The 21030-nt window shown below is 67.8% G+C and carries 21 protein-coding genes; 13 read left to right on the forward strand and 8 right to left on the reverse strand.

Translation table 11 applies throughout. The annotated features are described in order from the left end of the window. Positions 1–36: 36 nt before the first annotated feature. The gene (locus tag CAL18_RS00465; RefSeq protein ID WP_094795763.1) at positions 37–513 is read right to left on the reverse strand and encodes a MarR family winged helix-turn-helix transcriptional regulator; all 477 of its coding nucleotides are present in this window, start codon (positions 511–513) and stop codon (positions 37–39) included. Between the two features lie 706 nt (positions 514–1219). Here CAL18_RS00465 and CAL18_RS00470 point away from each other — a divergent pair. Together CAL18_RS00470 and CAL18_RS00475 are read left to right on the forward strand one after the other, a co-directional pair. Further along, the gene (locus CAL18_RS00470; RefSeq protein WP_094817140.1) at positions 1220–2038 is read left to right on the forward strand and encodes an SDR family oxidoreductase; all 819 of its coding nucleotides are present in this window, start codon (positions 1220–1222) and stop codon (positions 2036–2038) included. 3 nt (positions 2039–2041) lie between these two features. Continuing rightward, positions 2042–3862: a glycoside hydrolase family 15 protein gene (locus tag CAL18_RS00475; RefSeq protein WP_094817141.1), complete on the forward strand. Its 1821-nt coding sequence runs from the start codon at positions 2042–2044 to the stop codon at positions 3860–3862. Between the two features lie 13 nt (positions 3863–3875). Here the strand turns inward: CAL18_RS00475 and CAL18_RS00480 are convergent, their stop codons facing one another. From CAL18_RS00480 to CAL18_RS00490, 3 genes are read right to left on the reverse strand one after another with little or no spacing between them, the layout of a single operon-like run. Then, positions 3876–4859 (reverse strand): Bug family tripartite tricarboxylate transporter substrate binding protein, encoded by a 984-nt coding sequence (locus CAL18_RS00480; protein ID WP_026640851.1) that lies wholly within the window; start codon positions 4857–4859, stop codon positions 3876–3878. 11 nt (positions 4860–4870) lie between these two features. Next, on the reverse strand, positions 4871–5872 hold the full coding sequence (locus CAL18_RS00485) for an NADPH:quinone oxidoreductase family protein (protein WP_026640850.1): 1002 nt from the start codon (positions 5870–5872) through the stop codon (positions 4871–4873). Beyond that, positions 5872–7074, reverse strand: coding sequence for a CaiB/BaiF CoA transferase family protein (locus CAL18_RS00490; RefSeq protein ID WP_094817142.1), 1203 nt, complete (start codon positions 7072–7074; stop codon positions 5872–5874). The genes CAL18_RS00485 and CAL18_RS00490 overlap by 1 nt, the downstream gene beginning before the upstream one ends. 92 nt (positions 7075–7166) lie before the next feature. Between CAL18_RS00490 and CAL18_RS00495 the strand changes: the two genes are divergently transcribed. Then, positions 7167–8108, forward strand: a complete 942-nt coding sequence (locus CAL18_RS00495; protein WP_026640848.1) for a LysR family transcriptional regulator — start codon at positions 7167–7169, stop codon at positions 8106–8108. Between the two features lie 28 nt (positions 8109–8136). Here CAL18_RS00495 and gshA read toward each other — a convergent pair whose 3' ends face one another. Continuing rightward, the gene (gshA, locus tag CAL18_RS00500) at positions 8137–9711 is read right to left on the reverse strand and encodes a glutamate--cysteine ligase (protein ID WP_094817225.1); all 1575 of its coding nucleotides are present in this window, start codon (positions 9709–9711) and stop codon (positions 8137–8139) included. A 169-nt stretch (positions 9712–9880) separates the two neighbouring features. On the opposite strand from gshA, the gene CAL18_RS00505 reads away from it, so the two are divergent. Then, positions 9881–10417: a hypothetical protein gene (locus CAL18_RS00505; RefSeq protein ID WP_094817143.1), complete on the forward strand. Its 537-nt coding sequence runs from the start codon at positions 9881–9883 to the stop codon at positions 10415–10417. Here the strand turns inward: CAL18_RS00505 and CAL18_RS00510 are convergent. Continuing rightward, positions 10407–10622 (reverse strand): helix-turn-helix domain-containing protein, encoded by a 216-nt coding sequence (locus CAL18_RS00510; RefSeq protein ID WP_094817144.1) that lies wholly within the window; start codon positions 10620–10622, stop codon positions 10407–10409. The genes CAL18_RS00505 and CAL18_RS00510 overlap by 11 nt on opposite strands. Positions 10623–10746: 124 nt before the next feature. Further along, positions 10747–11619, reverse strand: a complete 873-nt coding sequence (locus tag CAL18_RS00515) for a LysR family transcriptional regulator (protein WP_094817145.1) — start codon at positions 11617–11619, stop codon at positions 10747–10749. A gap of 110 nt (positions 11620–11729) precedes the next feature. Between CAL18_RS00515 and CAL18_RS00520 the strand changes: the two genes are divergently transcribed. The 9 genes from CAL18_RS00520 (at position 11730) to CAL18_RS00560 (ending at position 19985) form a co-directional block, all read left to right on the forward strand. After that, complete coding sequence (locus CAL18_RS00520) at positions 11730–12527, forward strand: succinate dehydrogenase/fumarate reductase iron-sulfur subunit (protein ID WP_249278359.1); 798 nt, start codon at positions 11730–11732, stop codon at positions 12525–12527. Next, positions 12524–12880 carry a succinate dehydrogenase gene (locus CAL18_RS00525; protein WP_094817146.1) on the forward strand — a complete coding sequence of 119 codons (357 nt, stop codon included), beginning with the start codon at positions 12524–12526 and terminating at the stop codon, positions 12878–12880. The genes CAL18_RS00520 and CAL18_RS00525 overlap by 4 nt, the downstream gene beginning before the upstream one ends. Next, positions 12867–13220, forward strand: a complete 354-nt coding sequence (gene sdhC / locus CAL18_RS00530; protein WP_094817147.1) for a succinate dehydrogenase, cytochrome b556 subunit — start codon at positions 12867–12869, stop codon at positions 13218–13220. Before CAL18_RS00525 ends, sdhC begins: the two co-directional genes overlap by 14 nt. 3 nt (positions 13221–13223) lie before the next feature. Further along, positions 13224–14102: a fumarate hydratase gene (locus tag CAL18_RS00535; RefSeq protein ID WP_026640841.1), complete on the forward strand. Its 879-nt coding sequence runs from the start codon at positions 13224–13226 to the stop codon at positions 14100–14102. A 17-nt stretch (positions 14103–14119) separates the two neighbouring features. Then, a complete protein-coding gene (locus CAL18_RS00540) occupies positions 14120–14731 on the forward strand; it encodes a fumarate hydratase C-terminal domain-containing protein (protein ID WP_026640840.1) in 612 nt (203 codons plus the stop codon). Further along, on the forward strand, positions 14728–16461 hold the full coding sequence (locus CAL18_RS00545; protein ID WP_094817148.1) for an L-aspartate oxidase: 1734 nt from the start codon (positions 14728–14730) through the stop codon (positions 16459–16461). The genes CAL18_RS00540 and CAL18_RS00545 overlap by 4 nt, the downstream gene beginning before the upstream one ends. Before the next feature lie 211 nt (positions 16462–16672). Further along, complete coding sequence (locus tag CAL18_RS00550; RefSeq protein WP_249278360.1) at positions 16673–17563, forward strand: tripartite tricarboxylate transporter substrate binding protein; 891 nt, start codon at positions 16673–16675, stop codon at positions 17561–17563. Between the two features lie 54 nt (positions 17564–17617). After that, entirely contained in the window at positions 17618–19231 is a 1614-nt protein-coding gene (locus CAL18_RS00555) for a thiamine pyrophosphate-binding protein (RefSeq protein WP_094817150.1), read from the forward strand. Between the two features lie 7 nt (positions 19232–19238). Further along, a complete protein-coding gene (locus CAL18_RS00560) occupies positions 19239–19985 on the forward strand; it encodes a sulfite exporter TauE/SafE family protein (protein ID WP_094817151.1) in 747 nt (248 codons plus the stop codon). Between the two features lie 15 nt (positions 19986–20000). Here CAL18_RS00560 and CAL18_RS00565 read toward each other — a convergent pair whose 3' ends face one another. Continuing rightward, a complete protein-coding gene (locus CAL18_RS00565; protein ID WP_094817152.1) occupies positions 20001–21008 on the reverse strand; it encodes an Ldh family oxidoreductase in 1008 nt (335 codons plus the stop codon). Positions 21009–21030 lie beyond the last annotated feature (22 nt).

The following is a 21030-nucleotide window of genomic DNA, read 5'->3' on the forward strand; positions in this document are numbered from 1 at the left end:
AGCAGGTTGCCGGGTCGGGATGCGCTGCGCCCGCTGTCAGGCCGGGGCGTTGAGCTCATGGAAACGACGCGAAATTTTTTCGAGGGCGATGAGGGTGACTTCACGTTCGTGCGGGGTCAGGTCGGCCAGGATGGTGCGTTCGATTTCCTGGCTTTTGGCCAGGATGGCGGCCGCGACCTGCCTTCCGGCGGGCGTCAGGCCGATGCGCTTGGTGCGGCGGTCGTCGGGGTCGCTGGACCAGTCGACCAGGCGGGCCTTGCGCAGGTAATTGAGCACGCGCACCAATGATGAGGTGTCCAGGAACAGGGCGTTGGCCAGGTCTTTCTGGCGCAACGGTTCTCCCTGTACGTAAAGCACTAGCAGCGGCATGCGGGTGGCATCGGACAGGCCCTGGTCTTTGAAGCTGAGGTCAACCTGGCGGCGCCATTGCCGGAATACGCCGCCCAGCAAGGGGCCGAAGCGCGTGCGAACCTGCCGCGGGTCGGGCGCGGCGGGGGGTAAGGTAGTTTGCATACAAAGTATTCTACTGCAGGGCGGCATCTTGGGACATGACGGCATGGCCTGTGAGGGTGTCTGACACCAAAGGTGTCAGACACCGACCGGCAAGCAGAATGCAGCAGCGTGATGGCACGGCCGTGGGGGTGTCTGACACCAAAGGTGTCAGACACCGTCTGGCAAGCAGCAGGCAGCAGCGTGATGGCACGGCCGTGGGGGTGTCTGACACCAAAGGTGTCAGACACCGTCTGGTAAGCAGCAGGCAGCGGCGTGATGGCACGGCCGTGGGGGTGTCTGACACCAAAGGTGTCAGACACCGTCTGGTAAGCAGCAGGGAGCGGCGTGATGGCACGGCCGTGGGGGGTGTCTGACACCAGAGGTGTCAGACACCGTCTGGCAAGCAGCAGGCAGCGGCGTGATGGCACGGCCGTGGGGGGTGTCTGACACCAGAGGTGTCAGACACCGACCGGCAAGCAGAAGGCAGCAGCGTGATGGCACGGCCGTGGGGGGTGTCTGACACCAGAGGTGTCAGACACCGACTGGCAAGCAAGGCACGCCACGGTGTCAGACGCCGCCTGGCAAGCAGGCATGCGATGTGCTGCGGGACGCGCGGCGCGCAGGGGCGGGTTTGCCGCGGGGGAGGTCCCGGTCTAAGCTTTGGACAGGCTATCGACAGGCGGCGTTTGCCCGGGTCCTGGTTCTGGCGCGCCGCAAGGAGAACAGCATGCGGAATTGCGTGGATCTATCGGGGAAGGTGGCGATCGTAACGGGCGCCAACTCGGGCATAGGCAAGGGCGTGGCCCTGGAGCTGGCGGCAGCCGGGGCCCGGGTGGTGGTGAACCACCGCCCCAATGAAGATTCGGCGCGGCGCGCCGCCGAGGTAGTCCAGGCCATTACGCAGGCGGGCGGCACGGCGGTGGCAGGGCCGGCCGATATCAGCCGGGAAGACGATGTCGAACGGCTGTTCGGCATTGCCCAGGAGCGCTTCCAGGGGCTGGACATCCTGGTGAACAACGCCGGCATCGAGCAGCCCGCGCCGGTGCAGGATATGACCCTGGAGCAGTGGCAACGGGTCATCGATGTAAATCTGACCGGCCAGTTCCTGTGCTCGCGCGCGGCGGTGCGGTCGTTCCTGAAACAGCACCCCTCGCCGCCCGCCGACACCGCAGCGGGCGCGATCGTTTTCATCAGTTCGGTGCACGAAGTCATTCCCTGGGCGTTCCAGGCCAACTACGCGGCCTCGAAAGGCGGCGTGTCGCTGCTGATGCAGTCGCTGGCGCAGGAGCTTGCGCCGATGAAGATACGTGTGAATTCGGTGGCGCCGGGGGCGATACGCACGCCTATCAATGCGCCCGCCTGGAACACGCCGGAAAGCCTGGTCCAACTGTTGAAGCTGATTCCCTACGGCCGCATCGGCGAGCCGGTTGATGTGGCGCGCGCCGTGGCCTGGCTGGCCAGCGACAGCGCCGACTACGTCACCGGCCACACCCTGTTCGTGGATGGCGGCATGACGCTGTACCCCGGTTTTCGTGGAGCGGGCTGAGCGATGTCCAAGCCAATCGAGGATTACGGATTGATCGGCAATATGCTGTCGGCCGCGCTGGTGGCGCGCGACGGCTCGATCGACTGGCTGTGCCTGCCGCACTTTGACTCGCCGGCCTGCTTTGCCGCGTTGCTGGGCGACGAAAGCCACGGCCGCTGGCTGCTGGCGCCGGCGCAGCCGTGCGCACCGGCGCGGCGCCGCTATCTGCCCGATACGGCCGTGCTCGAGACCCTGCACGAAACCGACACCGGCGCAGTGCGGGTATATGACTTCATGCCGCTCAGCGATGAGGACGAACGCGTGGACGTGGTGCGCATTGTGCGCGGCGAGCGGGGCCACGTGGACATGCATACCGAGCTGACGCTGCGCTTTAACTATGGGCAGGCGGTGCCTTGGGTGCGGCGGCGCGATTACGGACTGAGTGCGATCGCGGGGCCCGATGCAGCAGAACTGCATACCTCGGTGCCGATGGAGGGCCATGACATGAAGAGCGTGGCCAGTTTCCGCGTGCACCAGGGCCAGACCGTGCCGTTTACCCTGTCGTACCACCGTTCGCACAAGACGCCGCATTTCGTGCCCGACCGCTTGGAAAGCATGGACCGGACCATTGCCTGGTGGCAGGAATGGGCCAAGCGGTGCCATTGGGAAAACGGATCGGGCGAGCGGCGCGATGCGGTGGTGCGGTCGCTGATCACGCTGAAGCTGCTGATCTTCCAGCCCACGGGCGGCATCGTGGCGGCGCCCACGACCTCGCTGCCGGAAGAGCTGGGCGGCAGCCGGAACTGGGATTACCGCCATTGCTGGCTGCGCGACTCGGCCTTGACGCTGTACGCGCTGTTGAATGCCGGCTATCGGGAAGAGGCCGAAGCCTGGCGGCAATGGCTGTTGCGCGCGGCGGCGGGGCATCCCAACCAGATACAGATCATGTACGGCATTGCCGGCGAACGATGGCTGCCCGAGAACGAGATACCGTGGCTGCCGGGCTACGAGGGCAGCGCGCCGGTGCGAATCGGCAACGGCGCGGCGGGCCAGATGCAGCTGGACGTCTATGGCGAGCTGATCGAGACCCTGCACGCGGGCCGGGTCGCCGACCTGGCTCCGTTGGCCGAGGCATGGCGGATGCAGAAAGTGCTGCTCAAGCCGCTGGAGCAGCTATGGGACCAGCCCGACCACGGCATCTGGGAAGTGCGCGGGCCGCGCCGCGCGTTTACGCATTCGCGGCTGATGTGCTGGGTGGCGCTGGACCGCAGCATCAAGTCGTGCGAGCGCTTCGGGCTGGAAGGGCCGGTAGAACGATGGCGCGAGCTGTGCGAACGCATACGCCAGGACATCTGCACGCATGGCTACGATGCGCGCATGAATTCGTTTGTGCAGTATTACGGCGGCACGGCGCTCGACGCCAGCCTGCTGCTGATTCCCCAGGTGGGGTTCCTGCCGGCCAGCGACCGCCGCGTGCAAGGCACCATTGCGGCCATCGAGCGCAAGCTGATGCGTGATGGCCTGCTGTTGCGCTACAGCACCGAAGAAAGCGATGATGGCCTGCCAGGCGAAGAGGGCGCGTTCCTGGCCTGCAGCTTCTGGCTGGCCGACGCGTACATCATGCAAGGACGCCTGGACGACGCCGAACGTCTGTTCGAGCACCTGCTGGCGCTGCGCAACGACCTGGGCCTGCTGGCCGAAGAATACGATGTGGCGCGGCGGCGGCTGGTGGGCAATTTCCCGCAGGGGTTCTCGCACATCGGCCTGGTGAACACGGCCTATAACCTGGGCAAGGCCGGCGGCACGGCGCGCCAACGATCCACGAGCGACGCGCCGCGCGACTGACCGCGGGTGCTGTTTATTGCGGCTGGATACGGGCGGCCGTCACGATGTCGAGCCACTTTTTGCCTTCGGCCTCGGTAAAACGCGCGAAGGCCTGCGGATCGGAGCCCACGGGCTTGGCGCCCAGGCCCGCATACTGGGCCTTCAGGCCGGGTTGCTGCAACGCCCGTGCAGCGTGCTGCGACAGTTTGGCCACGACCTCGGGCGGCGTGCCCGCAGGGGCCCACAGTCCATACCAGGTGCTGATGTCAAATCCCGGAAAGCCCGATTCGTCCATGGTGGGTACATCGGCCAGTTCGTCGACGCGCCGCGGCGTGGTGACGGCAATAGCGCGCAGTTTGCCGGACTTGATGAACGGCATGGCCGACGGCATGGAGTCGAACATAAGCTGGATCTGACCGCCTACCAGGTCGGTGAGCGCGGGCGCGCTGCCCTTGTACGGTACGTGCTGCATAGTCAGGCCGCTGCGCACTTTGAAAGACTCGCCCGCCAGTTGCTGAGCCGACGCCGTGCCCGCCGAGCCGAAGTTCAGCGGCTGCGTCTGCCCCAGTTTGACTAGATCCTGCACGCTGCGCACGCTGGAGCTTGCCGGCACCACCAGCACAAGGGGTACGTCGGCCAGCTGCGTAATGGGGGCGAAGTCCTTGAATGCGTCATAGCGCATCGACTTGTACAAATAGGGATTGATAACGTGCAGCGACGCGTTGGCCAGGAAGGTATACCCGTCGGGCTTGGCGCGCGCCACCAGGTCGGCGCCTATCATGCCGCTGGCGCCGGGTTTATTCTCGACTACGACACTCTGGCCGATGGTCTTGGACATTTCCGCGGCCACCAGGCGCGACACCGTGTCGGTGGGCCCGCCCGGCGGATACGGCACGACCATGGTGATGGGGCGGTCAGGGAAGTGGTCTGCGGCGGATGCGGCAAGGGGAACAACGGTAAAACCGGACATGGCCAGCACGGCCGCGGCGCGGCGCAGGGGATGCGGCAAGGCAAGCATGGGGATGTCTCCTATTTTATTTTGAGCGCCACTTTGCCGATGACGCGCCGCGATTCCAGCGCGTCCAGGGCCAGGGCGAGATCGGCGGCCGGGTAGACCGCCGTGACTGCAGGCCGGATCCGCCCAGTGCGGGCCCAGTCCAGCAAGGTATGCATGGCGCGCTGCAGCGCCGGGGCATGCGCGATGCGCTCGTCTGCCGGGGTCCACCCCAGGTAGCGGCCATAGAAGAACCCATGCAGGCTGATGTTCTTGACCAGCAGGAGGTTCAGCGGCACCGGCGGCACTTGGCCGCTGGCAAAACCGATGCTCAGCATGCGGGCGTTGGCGGCGGCGGCCCGTACGCTGTGCTCAAAGGCTGTCCCTCCTACCGGGTCGAACACCACATCCGCGCCGCGGCCGTGCGTCAGGGCCTTTACGTTTGCAGGCAGCTCCGCGTCGGCGGCCATGGCGTGGGCGGCGCCGGCGGTCAATGCGGCCTGGCGCTTGTCGGGCGTGCTCGCGCACGCGATGACGTGGGCACCCGCCTGCGTGGCGATTTCAACTGCCGCGAGGCCCACGCCCGATCCCGCACCCAGCACCAACACGGTATCGCCGGGCTGCAGGCCGGAGCGCCACAAGAGCGCCGTATAGGCCGTGCCATATGAGATGGGCACGGGCAGCGATTTCAGAAGATCCAGCCCTTCTGGCACGGGGTAGACGGTGTACTCGGGCAGCGTCAGATACTGCGCGTAGCAGCCCCAGCGCGAAACGGCCACGACGCGATCGCCTGCGGCCACGCGGGTGACGGCGCTGCCTCGCGCGGTAACGCGCCCCACGGCTTCGGTGCCGGGCACGAAGGGCAAGGGCGGGCGGCTTTGATAGGTGCCTTCAATCAGCAAGCGCGTGGCGTGGCTGACGCTGGCGTGCTCGATTTCGATTGTGACTTCGTGCGGGCCGGGCGCGGGCGCGTTGTCGATTTCGCGCACGGTGACGTCGGCCACGGGGCCGTGGCGTTCGCAGACCAATGCGCGCATCATGATGCCGGCTCCGCTTGCTGCACGACGCCGAGGCGCAGCAGTTCTTCCACGTCTGCCTCGGCCACGCCCCAGTCGGCGAGTATCTGCCGGGAATGTTCGCCGATGGCCGGCGCGGGCGCCAGGCCGCGTGCCTGTGCCAGCCCGGGCGCGCGTGCGTAGGGCAGCGGGGCGCCGCCAGGTTGGGCGAGCGGCTCGAACAGATTCAAGTGCAGCGCCTGCGGGTGCGCTGCCAGGCCGTCGTAGTCGCGCACGCACGCGTGCAGCACGTCTTCGCGCGTCAATCGTTCAATCCAGTATGCCGACGGACGCTCGCGCAACTGCGCGGCCAGCGCCTCGTGCAGCGTGTCGCGACGGGCCATGCGGCCGGCGTTGTCGGCGTAGGCGGGGTCGGTTAGCCAATGGGTACGATCCAGCGCCCGGCACAGGCGGCTGAACTGGTCGTTGTTCAGGGCCAGCACCGCCAGGCGTCCGTCGGCGGTGTCGAATACGCCGTTGGGCGCGCTGACCGGGCCGGCGACTCGTTCGCCGGCCATCGCGTGCGCCACGATATCGTGCACTTGCAGTGCCGCGCACGCGTGGAACAGGCTGATCTCGACGTGGCTGCCGCCGCCGCCGCGAGCCTGCCGATACAGGGCGGCGCTGGCAGCCTGCGCGGCGTACAGGGCCGTGGCGATGTCTGCCATCAGCATGCCGATGCGGCGCGGCGCGCCGTCGGACGCCTGGTTGGCGACCATCAGGCCGCTGTCGGCCTGCATCACCGAGTCCGACGCCGGCGCATCGGCGTACGGGCCGTCGGCACCGTAGCCGCTGATCGAAACATAGACGAGCTCGGGGCAGTCGCGTGCCAGCTCAGCGTAGCCCACGCCCAGCCTCGATGCCACTCCCGGCCGGAAATTCTGGATCAGTACGTCGGCCTGGCCGGCCAACCGGGCGAGCAGAGCTCGGCCCGCTGGCTGCCGTGCGTCTACGCACAGGCCGCGCTTGCCGACGTTGTAGGCGATGGACAAGGCGCTGTCTGCGCCGCGCACTACGCCCACGTGGCGGCCCCAGTCGCCGGTGGGCGGTTCGACTTTTACGACCTCGGCGCCCTGCTGCCACAGGAGCTGCGCACAGTACGGCCCGGCAATGCCCTGGCTGATGTCCAGCACGCGCAGGCCCGTGAAGGGCAGCGGCACAGGGGAGGAGACGGAACGATGCATGAGACTTATGTCATCTGGTGGGTGTATCCACTGATGGTAGGCAGGCACACCGTATTCGACAATGCGTGGAACTGTGCCAGTAATGGTGAATCATGTTTGACAATATCCCCGACCTGAACCTGGTGCGGCTGTTTGTCGCCATGGTTGAATCGCCCAATCTCAGCGTGGCGGCACAACGTTGCGGCATGACACGCTCGAACATGTCACACCGGCTGAAAAGGCTGGAACTCGTGATGGGGGCACAGCTGTTACGGCGCACGACCCGCCACGTGGAGCTCACCCAGGCAGGCCGCCTGCTGTACCAGCACGGCGTACGTTTGCTGGACGAAATGCGTGCCGCCCAGGCATCGATCGACAGTCTGGGCGGCACCGTGCGCGGCGATGTACGGGTGCGCCTGCCCACCGGGCTGGGACATTTATACCTGGCTCCGGTACTGTTGGAATTCGCTCGCAGCTATCCGGATATCAGCCTGCGCGTGCACATCAATGACAACATCGGCGACCTGGTGTCGGCCGAGGTCGACCTGGCCTTGAAGATCACCTCAGCACCGCCTGAAGACCATGTGGCGCGGCGGCTATGTGCTATCCAGTGGGTGCTGTGCGCCGCGCCGTCGTTCAGGCACGAGGGCCGGCCGGTGCGCACGCTGGAAGAGCTGGGGCGGTGTTCGCTGATCGCGCCGCAGTCGATGGGCCGGCGCTTCGACCTGCGCTTGATGCATGCGCATGGCGATCCGCTGGTGCTGCGCGTTGCGCCCCGTCTGCAGTCGGGCGACTACCCGTTTCTGCGCGAAGCTGTGCTGGCGGGGCTGGGCGTTGTCCTGCTGCCTCGTTATGCGGTGTGGAAAGAGCTGCGCGACGGCCTGTTGCAAGAGGTGCTGCCCGAGTTCGAACCCGAAGGCGTAGGCAACGCCATTTACCTGCTGACCGCGCCCAATCGGTTTCCGTCGATGGCTGCGCGTACCTTGGCGGCTTTCGTGCAAACGCACATCGAACGGCACCATCGAGACTGGCTGCGCCCCGCGGCGGGGCGCTGATGGCCGCGCCAGGCGGCGCGCACGCCGGTCAGGGCTGGGCCGGCGCTTTCAGCGCGGCCTGGAAGCGCGCGACGTAGGTATCGAAATCGATGTCGTCGCTTTGTTCCAGGCGAGCCTGTTCGGCATGCGACTGGCGCGCGGCATCGGCGTAGGCGGCCGCGACGTCGGCGGGCAGGGGCGTGGCGCGCAGCGTATCGGCGTGCCGCTTGCTCAGTTGCAGCGAGTAGTCGTGGAAAGACAGGCCGCTGTCGCGCAGGCCGGCCAAGAGCTGCGCCGAGGGCGTCTGGTCGGGGTCGTCGAGCTTGGCGCGCTGGGCCTGCACGGCTCGTGCATAGGCGTCGCCACCCAGGGCGTGGTCGTACAGGGCCGCATAAGGAGCGATCTGGTCAAGCAGCTGATGGCCCCACTCGGCCACGCCGATGCCGGCGCCATCGCGGTCGAGCAGCAGGCCGGGCCTGCGGCCTTCTTTGACGACCATCGAGAAGTTGTCGGCGCTGCGCTGGCAGTAGCCGTTCTGGGAGAAATACGGGCTGTCGGACGCGGCACAGAACAGCAGGAAGGCGTCCATGAAGCGCGCCGTTTCGGCGGCGATGCCCACAGGCTGCTGCGGGTCGATGTCCAGGCAGCGCACTTCGACGTACTGCACGCCGCGCTCGGCCAACGCAGTAACCGGCCGCTCGCACCGGCCGGTGGTGCGCTTGGGGCGGATGCTGGAGTAGTACTCGTTTTCGATCTGCAGCACGTTGGTGTTGAGCTGTATCCATTGGCCGTCGCGATGCGTGCCGATGGCCTGGTAGTCGGGCCACGGCTGCGTGACGGCGCCGTACAGGCGCCCCAGGAAAGTGCCCAGATCGTTGTAGCAGAGCTTGAGCTGCGATTGAGCCTTGTTCTGGTAGCCCAGGTCGCTCATGCGCAGGCTGGTGGCGTGGGGCAGGTACAGCGTGTGGGCATCCAGCGATTGCAGGGCGTGGCCGTTGTCGCCCATGAAGTCGCGCGAAACCGCCGGCGCCGCGCCGAACAGGTACATCAGCAGCCAGGAATAGCGGGTGAAATTGCGAATGAGCGCAATGTAGCCGCGCGATCGCCGTTCCTGGGCGTCGATAGGGCCGGGTTCGAGCTCGTCCCAGAGGGCGTCCGGCAGCGAGAAGTTGTAGTGCAGCCCCGCGATGCATTGCATGGCCTTGCCGTAGCGTTCGGCAAGCCCGCGCCGGTATACGTGCTTGAGCATGCCGGTGTTGGATGTGCCATACCAGGCGATGGGAATGTCGGCTTCGGGGGGCAGCGTGGCCGGCATGGACTGGTTCCAGATGTACTCGCCGTTCAGTACGCTGTAGACGAACCGGTGGGTGTCTTCGAGTTCGGCAAGCAGCGGCTCGACACGGGCATGGGTGCCGGTAATGAGTTCGAGCAGCGCTTCGGAATAATCGGTAGTGACGTGTTCGTTGGTCAGGGCGGAGCCCAGGCCGGCGGGATGGGCGGTAAGTGCCAGCTTGCCGCGGGCGTCGACGCGCAGCCCTTCTTTTTCGATGCCGCGCAAAGTCTGGGCGAGCAGGTCGGGGCGGGCCTTCAGGCAGGCCATGCGGCTGGCAGCGGTATCGTTCACGGTCATATGGATATTCTGGGATTGAGCGCGGATTTTACGGGGTGCGGGCGTTTCGTGCCGAGGGATCCCGCACCGGCAGTAGGGGGGCTTTTGATCTGCCCACACTGCCGGCGCCGATCGGCGACAATCAGCGCAACCCCACTGCTCGCGACCCGGAGGCCGCAGGACGATGATTTCCCGATTGTTTAGCCCGTTTATGGCGCGCCTGTCACGCCTGATTGCTGTCGCGCTGCTGCTGGCCGCCTGCTCGCCCAGTTACAACTGGCGCGAAATGGATGTGGCCGACGGCCATGTGCGCGCAGCCTTTCCGGCCAAGGTGCAGACTCAGGCCCGCGACATTTCGCTGGGCGGGCACCGGCTGCGGTTTACGCTGGATATGGCCGAGGTGGATGGATCCATGTTTGCCGTGGGGCATGCGCGGCTGCCCGAGGCCGTCGCAGGCGACCCCGCTGCGCGGTCGGCGCTGCGCGACGCCCTGGTGCAATCGCTGTATGCCAACCTGGGCGCCCGGCCCGCGACGCCGCTGCCCGGCGATGGCGAAGTGATCGAAATACATGGCCAGGCGGGCGAACGGCCCGGCTGGATACTGGCGCGGGTGTGGGTCACCGATACCCTGCTGGTGGACGCGGTGGCCGCCGGCTCGCCGCAGGGCTTGCCGCGCGAGCGCGCGCAGGAGTTCGTGCAGGCGGTGAAGATCAATCGGTAAGCGGCGGCAACAGCCCGTGCCGCAGGGCCTGCGTGATTGCCGCGCGGCGGTTGTAGACGCCCAGCTTGCTGCACGCGTTGCCGATATGGAAATTGACGGTGCGTTCGGTAACGCCCAGGATGACGCCGGTTTCCCAGCTGGTTTTTCCCAGCGCTGACCAGTACAGGCAATCGCGCTCGCGGTCGGATAAAGGTTTGGCGTGCATGGCGACGCAATGCGGGGATGCGGGGCGGGAATGAGGGGGAAGATTTTCCATGGCGCCCGCATGGATGAGCGGGCACGGGCCGCCGGCGCCGGCTTATCGGACCGATCTGAATGGTGCCGTCGGCCTAATCGGCTGCCGCGGCGAACACCCCGCGCAAGGTCTGGGTGATTGCCGATTTGCCATGGCGGCGTCGTTCCAGCATGCCCACGCGCCGCAGGATGGGCGGCCCGGGCAGCGGCTTGACCGCCAATTGCTTGCCGTGGCGCCAGTCCGCATTGGCCAGCAGCGGCACAATGGCCACGCCATAGCCTTGCCGCACCAGCTCGGCAATGGCCTCGATGGAATTCAGCTCCAGGATGACGTCCGGGGCGGCGCGCAGGCGCGCCAGGGCGTCGGCGATCAGGTGGCCCGTCCAGAGCGAGCGGTCGAACTGCAGGAATGGTTCGGACGCCAGCAGCGACGCGACCGACTTGCGGCGCAGCCGCGGGGCGGCGATCAGGACCAGCGGCTCCTGGTACAGCGGTGTCCAGACCAGTGACGCGTCTACGCCATGCGGCGGCTCGGTAACCACCGCAGCGTCCAGTTCGCCGCTGGCCACGCGCGCCGCGAAATCCGCCGACTGGCCGGCCAGCAGGGTGATGCGCAGGTCGGGGAAGTCGCGCTTTACGCGCGCCAGCACCGTGCCGAAGGTACCCATCAGGGACGACACCAGGGTGCCGATGCGCAGGCTGCCGCGCATGGGGTTGCCGCTGTGCGCGAGCAGCTGCTCGTAGCGCGCGACCAGGTCTTCGAGTTCGGCCAGTACCTGGCGGCCCTGCGCCGTGGGCACGGCCGCCTGCGCGCGCCGCTCGAACAGCTGTGTGTCCAGCTCGCTTTCCAGGTTTTTGATCTGCAGGCTGACGGCGGCCTGGGTCAACCCGACGTGGCGGCCGGCCGCCACGAAGCTGCCCAGCCGGGCGGCCGCGAGCGCGGTGCGGAACTGGCGTATGGATGCCATGGGTCGACCCTATATAAGCAAAACTTGGTCTGTCCAAAATAATTAATAGTTTTACTTCTGTCAAAGCCGGCTGCACCATGTATGGCGTTGCACATACACATGGAACGGCGATGGCCCAGCTTGAAACTGCTGCCGGGATGCTGCACGTCAAGGTATGGCGGGGCGGCCAGCATGGTGTCTTCCAGGACTACGAGGTGCCGCGCCGCGACAACCAGACCGTGCTGGACGTGGCCACGCATATCCAGCGGCACCTGGACCCCACCTTGTCATACCGGTATGCCTGCCGCGTGGGCATGTGCGGATCGTGCGCCATGACGGTCAACGGCGTGGCGCGCTGGACCTGCCGCACCCATGTGTCGCGCGTTGCCCGCGATGGCCGCATCGAGCTCGCGCCGCTGTCGAATCTGCCCATCGTCAAGGACCTGGTGACCGACATGGCGCCCTTTTTCGACAAATGGCAGCAGGCGCAGGGCCGTTTCACGGGGCCGGCCAGCCGGCAAGATCCGGTGGCGCGCGTCAGCCCCGCATCGCCGGCGCGCCGCGCGGCCGATGCGGGCATCGAATGCATAGGCTGCGGTGTCTGCTATGCGTCGTGCGACGTGGTGAGCTGGAAGCCGCAGTTCCTGGGGCCGGCTGCGCTGAACCGCGCCTGGACGCTGGTCAACGACGAACGCGACACCGCCGGCGCCCGGCGGCTTGCTGCCGTGGCGGGCGACGCCGGCTGTCACGCCTGCCATACACAGGGCTCCTGTACGCTGCGCTGCCCCAAGGGCATTGCGCCCACCGCCGCCATCGCCGGCCTGAAGCGCGTGACGGCGCGCGCGGCGTTGCGGGGCGAACTGACCGGCAACGCCGCGCCGGAAGAAACGGCCGGCGCGCTGCGCGGCGTAACGGAAGCGACGCCATGAGCGCGGCCAGCGCAGCGCGGCGGTGGTACTGGCAACGCATCAGCGCCATGGCCATGACGGTATTCGTGCTGGCGCACCTGGCGCTGGTGACATGGGCAGTGCGCGGCGGGCTGAGCGCCGCCGAGGTGCTGGGCCGCACGCAGGGCAGCGTGGGCTGGGGGGTGTTCTACGCGGTGTTCGTGCTGTTGGTGGCCATCCATGCGGGCATAGGCTTGCGCAATGTGCTCGACGAATGGGCGCCGACGCGCAAATGGTCAGGCGCAATGGGGCTGGCGGCGGGCGCGCTGCTGCTGGCACTGGGGTGGCGCGCCGTTGCCGCCGTGACGCTGGGGGGCGGATATGCGCCGCAATGACCGCCGCGCCCGCACGCATGCCAGCTGGCTGGCTTTTGCCGTGCACCGCATTTCAGGGCTGCTGTTGCTGGCGTTCCTGCCCGTGCACTTCTGGACATTGGGCCTGGCGCTTCAGGGCGAGGCGGCGCTGGACGGCGCATTGCGCTGGTACGACGCGCCCATTTTCAAGTTCGGCGAATGGGCGCTGGTGCTGTGCCTGGCGCTGCATCTGGCGGGCGGGGTGCGCTTGCTGTGGATAGAGTTTGCGCCGTGGCAGGGCTTGCGGCGCGGATGGATCGCGGCAGGCACGCTGGCTTCGCTGGCGGTGTCTGTGCTTTTTGCCTTCAACATGCTGGGTTGAACGATGCCAGAGATCGATTATGCGCAGGTGGAAGACGCCGCGCGCGAACTGTACATAAGGGCGCTCAAGCGGCTGCCTGACGACATCAAGCAGGGCTTTGCGCAGTTGCGCGCCGCAGAATCGTCGCCGCGCGCGCAGACGATCCTGGACACCATGACGACCAATATCACGGTGGCCGAACAGAACGACAACCTGCTTTGCCAGGACACCGGCATTCCCATCTATAACGTCTTGGTGGGGCGTCGCGTGGGGCTGGACGGCTGGCGGCTGAAGCAGGCAATCCGCGCCGGCTGCGAGCGCGCCACGCGCGAGCATCCGCTGCGTTCAAGTGTGGTGCATCCGATCAGCCGCAAGAACGCGCATACGTCGTGTGGCCCGGGCGTGCCCGTTATCCATATCGATTTCTGCGAGCAAGACGACCGCCTGGAAATCGAGATGATTCCCAAGGGCAGCGGTTCGGAAAACAATTCGTTCCTGCGTATGGCGATTCCGGCCGAGGGGCTGGATGCCGTGAAGACCTTCGTGATCGACTGTGTCATGCAGGCGGGCGGCAAAACCTGTCCGCCCACCATCGTGGGCGTGGGCGTGGGCGGCACCTCGGACCTGTGCGTGCACCTGGCCAAGCAGGCCGCGACCCGCCCGCTGGGTTCGCACTGTGGCGATCCGCTGGGCGCCGAACTGGAGCGCGACCTTTCCGTGGCGGTCAACCAGCTGGGCGTGGGCCCGCAGGGCCTGGGGGGCGACGCAACCGCCTTTGCCGTGCACGTCGAACTGGCGGCCACCCATATCACCATGAATCCGGTGGCCGTGAACATGCAATGCCATTCGGCGCGCCGGGCGCGCGCCATCTTCACGCCGCGGGGCGTGCAGTACGGATTCTGAGCGCAGCGGGACGAGCCATGACGCACCACGACCTGACCATGCCCATCACGCAAGCCCAGGCGCGCGCGCTGCGCGTGGGCGACACCGTAACCCTGCAGCGCACCCTGTTCGGCATACGCGACGCGAGCTATATCGCGCTGTTCGACCAGGGGCGTGCGACCCGCCTGGATATGAACGGGCACGCCGTCATCCACACCGCGCCCAACGTGCGCAAGGTAACGCCCAGCGCGGCCAATCCGGCAGGTTATGAGCCGGTGTGCATTGGCACCACCACGTCATCGCGCATGGAGCGCTTCACGGCGCAGCTGATGCGCCAATGCGGCGTGCGCCTGATTGTTGGCAAGGGCGGCATGCATGAAGGGTCGAGCCGCGCGTTTGCCGAGCTGGGCGGCGCGTACCTTGCCATTGTCGGCGGAACTGCGGCGCTGGAAACCACGTGGATCGAATGCATCGAGGATGTCGACCTGGACGACCTGAACCCGGAGTCGCTGTGGAAGTTCCGCATCCGCGACTTCGGCCCGTTGCTGGTGGCCATGGACAGCCATGGCGCATCGCTGTATGAACAGGTGGCGCACGACGTCGCGGATCGTCGCCAGGCAGTGCTGGCGAGCCTGGGGGTGACGCGATGAGCCAGCATGGCTTGCAGGTGCGCCAGACGGATGTGCTGATCCTGGGGTCGGGCGGCGCGGGGCTGTTCGCGGCGCTGCATGCGCACGACACGGCGCCGGGCCTGGACATTACCGTGGCCGTCAAGGGGCTGCTGGGAAAGTGCGGGTGCACGCGCATGGTCCAGGGCGGCTACAACGTGGCCCTGGCATCGGGCGATTCGCCCGAACGGCATTTCATGGACACCATCGAGGGCGGCAAGTGGCTGCCCGACCAGGAACTGGCCTGGACGCTGGTCAACCGGGCAATCGAACGCATCCACGAGCTGGAGAACGAGCTGGGCTGCTTCTTTGACCGCAACCCCGACGGCACACTGCATCAGAAGGCCTTCGCGGGCCAGACGTTCGACCGCACCGTGCACAAGGGAGACCTGACCGGCATCGAGATCATCAACCGGCTGGCCGAACAGGTATGGGCGCGGCGCATCCATCGCATGGAAGAGCACCGCGCCGTCGAGCTGATACCGTGCCGCGACGGCCGACGCATCGCGGGCGTGCTGATGATAGACATCCGCACGGGCGAGTTCGTGCTGGTGCGGGCCAAGGCGGTGCTGCTGGCCACCGGCGGCGGGCCGACCATGTACCGCTTTCACACCCCCTCGGGAGACAAGAGCTGCGACGGCCTGTCCATGGCGTTGCGCCTGGGGCTGGGCCTGCGCGACATGGAGATGGTGCAGTTCCATCCCACGGGGCTGCTGGCGGGGGCGGATACGCGCATGACGGGCACCGTGCTCGAAGAAGGGCTGCGAGGCGCGGGAGGCTACCTGCTCAACGGCGCGGGCGTGCGCTTCATGCAAACCGTCGACCCGCGTGCCGAGCGCGCCACGCGCGACATCGTGTCGCGCGGCATCTACGCCGAGATGCGCGCCGGGCGCACGTCGCCCAACGGCGGCGTGTATATCGAAATGGCCCACCTGGGGCCGGATAACGTGCGGCGCCAGTTCAAGGGTATGGTCGAACGCTGCGCCGACTGCGGTTTCGACCTCGCGGCGGGGCGTGTCGAAGTGGTGCCGACCGCGCACTACATGATGGGCGGCGTGCTGTTTGCCCCGGATTGCCGCACGGCCATGGCCGGCCTGTTTGCCGCCGGCGAAGATACCGGCGGCGTGCACGGCGCGAATCGCCTTGGCGGCAATGGGGTGGCCAATTCCACGGTATTTGGCGGCATCGCGGGCGACACCATGGGGCGTTGGGCGCCCGGCCAGGATTGGGCCGAGCCGGACCAGCGCGCCGTGCAGGCAGCCATGGCGCGCACACTGGCTCCGCTGGCCAGGCGGGGCGGCGATCTGCACGCCCTGCGCGAGCAGTTGTCGAACGTCATGTGGGACGACGCCGGGATTGTGCGCGATGCAGAGGGTCTGCAGCGGGCGCTGGCGGCGCTGGCGCAGCTGCGCGGCGAGCTGGACAGCGTGGGCGTGGCGGAGTCGGGACGCGCCTACAACATGACCTGGCACGATTGGCTGAACCTGGACAGCCTGGTGCACGTCAGCGAGGCCATCGTACGGGCCGCGCTGGCACGCGAAGATTCGCGCGGCGCGCATTTTCGCGCCGATTATCCCGACGTGCGCGATCTGGAGTATTCGTGGTTTTCCGTGGTGTCGCAGCAGGACGGCGCCATGCAGGTGGAGAGGCATCCCGTGCAGTTCACACGCGTGCGGCCTGGCCAGACGCTGTTGCAGCAAGACGCGGCGTAGCCCTGCCTGGTGGCACGCCACGCAGGCCGCTTCATAAAGAAAGAAGAAAAGCGAGGAGACCATCATGGCAATCAGTGCAATCGGTGCAATCGGTGCAATCAGGGCAATCGGTGCATTCGGGGCGGCGCGGTGGGCCGCGGCGATGGCGGGGATGGCGGCCAGTATGGCGTTGGCAGGTCATGCCGCGGCACAGGCTTATCCGCAGCGCCCTGTGACGTTGGTGACCCCTTTCAGCGTGGGCGGGGACGCGGACCTTGCCGCGCGCAACCTGGCCGCGGTCGTGCAGCCATACCTGGGGCAGCCGCTGGTGGTGCTGAACCGGGCAGGGGCCAACGGCGCCATCGGCTCGCAATATGTCAGGGACGCCGAACCCGACGGCTATACCCTGCTGATGGCTCGCGTGGGGTCGCAGGCGATACTGCCCGCCTTGCAGCCGGGGCTTTCGTATCGCTGGGACGATTTCACTTTCCTGGGCTTGCTTGAACTGAACCCCTACGTATGCGCCGTGCCCAAGAATTCCCGCTACCGCACGCTGGCCGACCTGGTGGCGGCCATCAAGGCGCGGCCGGGAGCCTTGAACTACGCGACCACGGGCCCGGCCACCGTGCTGAACCTGGGGCCGCAACTGCTGTTCAACGTGTTGGGGCTGTCGTCTACCGCCGCGATGCCGATTACCTATAAGGGTTCGGGCGAGGCGATGCTGGCCGCGCTGTCGGGGCAGGTGGATTTTGTGTGCACCAACTATGCGCCGATGGCCGGCCCTTTGCAGGACGGCCGCCTGCGTGCGCTGGTGACCACGACGCCCAAGCGCCTGGAAAGCCTGCCCGATGTGCCGACGGCACGCGAAGCCGGCTATCCGCAGCTCGAGGCCATTACGGGCTGGAGTGCGTTGTACGGCCCGCCGGGCATGACGCAGGACGCGGTGCGCAAATGGGCGGAAGTGCTGCGCCAGGTATCGTCCGACCGTGCCTGGATCGACGGCACCGTGCGGCTGGGCAGCGTGCCCGACGTGCGGCCGGCCGAGCCGACGCGGGCGTTCGTGCAGACCCAGGTCGATGCCTATGTAAAACTGGGGCGCACGGCGGGTATTGCACTGAAATAAGATTCGACAGGTCACTGCCGCTGCGTGCGGCATGCGCAACACGAGGGGTTAACGATGGCAGTCAACGTTCGCGGCGCCGATGCGCTGGCGCAGTCGATCAGGGCGGCAGGCATCACGCGCCTGTTCACCTTGTCGGGCAACCACATCATGCCGGTATTCGACGCCGCGCTGTCGGCGGGAATCGAGCTGGTGCACGTGCGGCACGAGGCCGCCGCGGTACACATGGCCGACGCATGGGCGCGGCTGACGGGCGAACCTGGGGTGGCGCTGGTGACGGGCGGGCCCGGCCACGCCAACGCGGTGTCGGCTCTTTACACCGCGCAGATGTCGGAATCCCCGGTGGTGCTGCTGTCGGGCCACGCGCCCAATCGCCAGGCGGGGTGGGGCGCCTTTCAGGAAATGGACCAGGCCGCCATGGCGGCCCCCGTGGCCAAGGCCTCGTGGGTTGCCGCGACGGCAGACGGGCTGGCAGCCGACTTCGCGCGCGCCTGCCGGGTGGCCGCCAGCGGCCGCCCTGGCCCGGTGCATCTGAGCCTGCCTACCGATGCGCTGGAGCAAGCTGCCGGCTCCGCAGCGCCGCCGGCCCAGGGGTACGCGCCGCAGCCCATGCCGCTGCAGGCCGATCGCGCGGCCTTGTTTGCGGCGCGCCTGGCGCAGGCCCGGCGCCCGCTGGTGCTGGTGGGGCCGCGAGGCTGGACGGATGCGGGCCGCGCCCGCGTGGCGGCGCTGCGCCGGGCCTGGGGAATCCCGGTCGTGGCCAGCGAGAGCCCGCGCGGCGCCAATGATCCGGCGCTGGGCGCGTTCGCGCCTGTGCTGGGTCGCGCCGATTGCGTGCTGCTGGTGGGCAAGCGGGTCGATTTCACCTTGCAATTCGGCCAGGCGTTCGACCCCGCATGCGTGTTTATGCAGATCGACGCCGACGAGTTTGAATACGACCGTACGCGCCGCGCCGTGGGCGAGCGCCTGCACGAAACCGCGCAGGCCGACACTTATGCCGCGCTGGATGCCCTGGCGGCCATCCCGGCGCAAGGGCCGGCCGGCTGGCTGGCCGAGGTCGAGGCGGCGCTGGCCTATCGTCCATCGGCCTGGCGCGAGGCGCGCGGCGCCGATGCCGGACTGCATCCGGCCGAAATCTGCCGCGCGGTGCAGCAGGTGCTGGACTCGCACGAAGATTCGGTGCTGGTGTGCGACGGCGGGGAATTCGGGCAATGGGCGCAGGCGTGCCTGAACGCGCCGCATCGCATCATCAACGGGGCCGCGGGCGCCATCGGCGCGGCGCTGCCTATGGCCCTGGCTGCGCGCCTGGCGTATCGCGGCGCGCCCGTGGTGGCGATGATGGGCGACGGCACGTTCGGCTTTCATTGCGCCGAAATGGACACCGCGGTGCGCTACGGTCTGCCCTTCATTTGCGTAGTGGGCAACGACGCGCGCTGGAACGCCGAATACCAGATCCAGCTCAACCAGTATGGCCCCGGGCGTCTGGTCGGTTGCGAACTGCTGCAGACGCGCTACGACCGCGTGGCCGAAGGCTTCGGTGCGCTGGGCGCGTGGGTCGGGCGCGCCGAGGCTCTTGCGCCGGCGCTGCAGGCCGCGCGCCACGCCAGCCTGCCCACCTGCGTGAACGTGGCGCTGGACGGCTTGCCGGCCCCTGTGGTGCGGCAGGGCTGAGGCGCCCGTGCCCGTCGAAACATGGCTGCTGCTGGGCGGCGGCGCCTTTGTCGCGGGGTTTGTGCAGGGGCTGGCCGGGTTCGGATTCGGGCTGGTGGCGATGGCATTCTGGTCGTGGACGCTGCCCCCGTCGATGGCCGCGCCCGCCGTGGTGTTCGGGTCGCTGATCGGGCAGTTGCTGGCGGTGCGCTCGTTGCGCCATGGGTTCAGCTGGCCTCGCCTGTTGCCGTTTCTATTGGGCGGGCTGGCGGGCATCCCGCTGGGCGTGGCGCTGCTGCGCTATGTCGATCCCGCCGCCTTCAGGCTGGGGGTGGGCCTGGTGTTGCTGGCCTATTGCCCGGCCATGCTGCTGGCTGCCGAGCTGCCGCGTATTGCGCGCGGCGGGCGCGCGGCCGACGCGGCGGTGGGATGGCTGGGCGGGGCCATGAGCGGGTTCGGCGGTCTGCCCGGTCCGGCGCCCACGTTGTGGTGTGTGCTGCGCGGCTGGCCGCGCGACGAGCAACGCGCGGTGTTCCAGAGCTTCAACCTGGCGATGCATGCCGTCACCCTGGCAAGCTACGGGGTGGCCGGCCTGCTGACGCCGCAGACCGTGCCCGTGTTTTCCGTGGTGGGGGCGGCCGTCCTGATTCCCGCCCTGGCGGGCGTGCACTTGTATCGCCGCTTCAGCGATCTGGTGTTCCGCCGCCTGGTGCTGGCATTGTTGACCTTGTCGGGCATTGCGCTGGTGGTGGCGGGCGCGCGGGGGTTCTGGTAGCCCTGCGCGGCGGCTTCAGGCGTGGCCTGCCAGCGCGCGCAGTTGCGCAAGCAAGGGCTCGGGTATGTCCACGCCATGCTCGGCGGCGCGCCGTTGCAGGTCCGCCCGCCGGGCGCCCGGCAGCCGCACGTCTTCGTCGGCCAGCATCGCGGCTATCAGGGTTTCGACACGGTCCAGGTAGACATCGCGGCCGGCCAGCGCGCCGGGGTCGATGGCCAGGAAGGCCTGTCCGATGCGCGCCTGGTTGCCTTCGTCGGTAAAGAACGAATCGGCTTCGAAACCGAAGTGCGCGCCGGTCAGCGCGCACGCCAACAGTTCGACGATCAGCGCCAGCATGGCGCCCTTGACGCCGCCCATCGGCAACATGCTGCCTGCCAGACCGGCCTTGGGGTCGGTAGTGGGGTTGCCGTCCGCATCCAGTGCCCAGCCCAGCGGAATTTCGCGGCCCTCGCGCGCGGCCACCATCAGTTTGCCGCGCGCGACTTCGGACAGTGACAGGTCGATGACCAACGGGTCGCCGTCGCGGCGCGGAAAGGCGGCGGCGATGGGGTTGGTGCCGAACAGCGCGCGCCTGCCGCCCCAGGCGGGCATGGCCGCGGGCGAGTTGCCCATTGCCAGGCCCACCAGCCCCTGCCGGGCCAGCGCGTCCAGATGGTAGGCGGCCACGCCGAAATGGTGGCTGTTCGTCACGCCGGCAAAGGCCACGCCATGGCGCAGCGCGCGCGAGGCGGCTTCGTGGATGGCCATCGCGCACGCCGGAAAGGCAAGCCCCGCGCCGGCATCGATCAGTACGGCGCCGTCGCGCTGCCGCAGGATGCGCGGCACGGCGTCGCCCACCGCGCGGCCATTGCGCACATGCACCGCGTACGAGGGCACGCGCGACACGCCATGCGATGCCAGCCCCTGCGCATCGGCATAGACGAGCGCGCGGGCCGTGCTGGCGGCCATGTCGGGGCTGGCGCCCGCGCCACGCAGCGCAGCGGCGGCCAGATCATGCAGGGATTTCAGGTCTACAGTTGCCATGGGATCCGGTCAGAGAAGTCAG

Source organism: Bordetella genomosp. 7 (assembly GCF_002261415.1).
In the GTDB taxonomy this organism is placed as follows: domain Bacteria; phylum Pseudomonadota; class Gammaproteobacteria; order Burkholderiales; family Burkholderiaceae_B; genus Bordetella_A.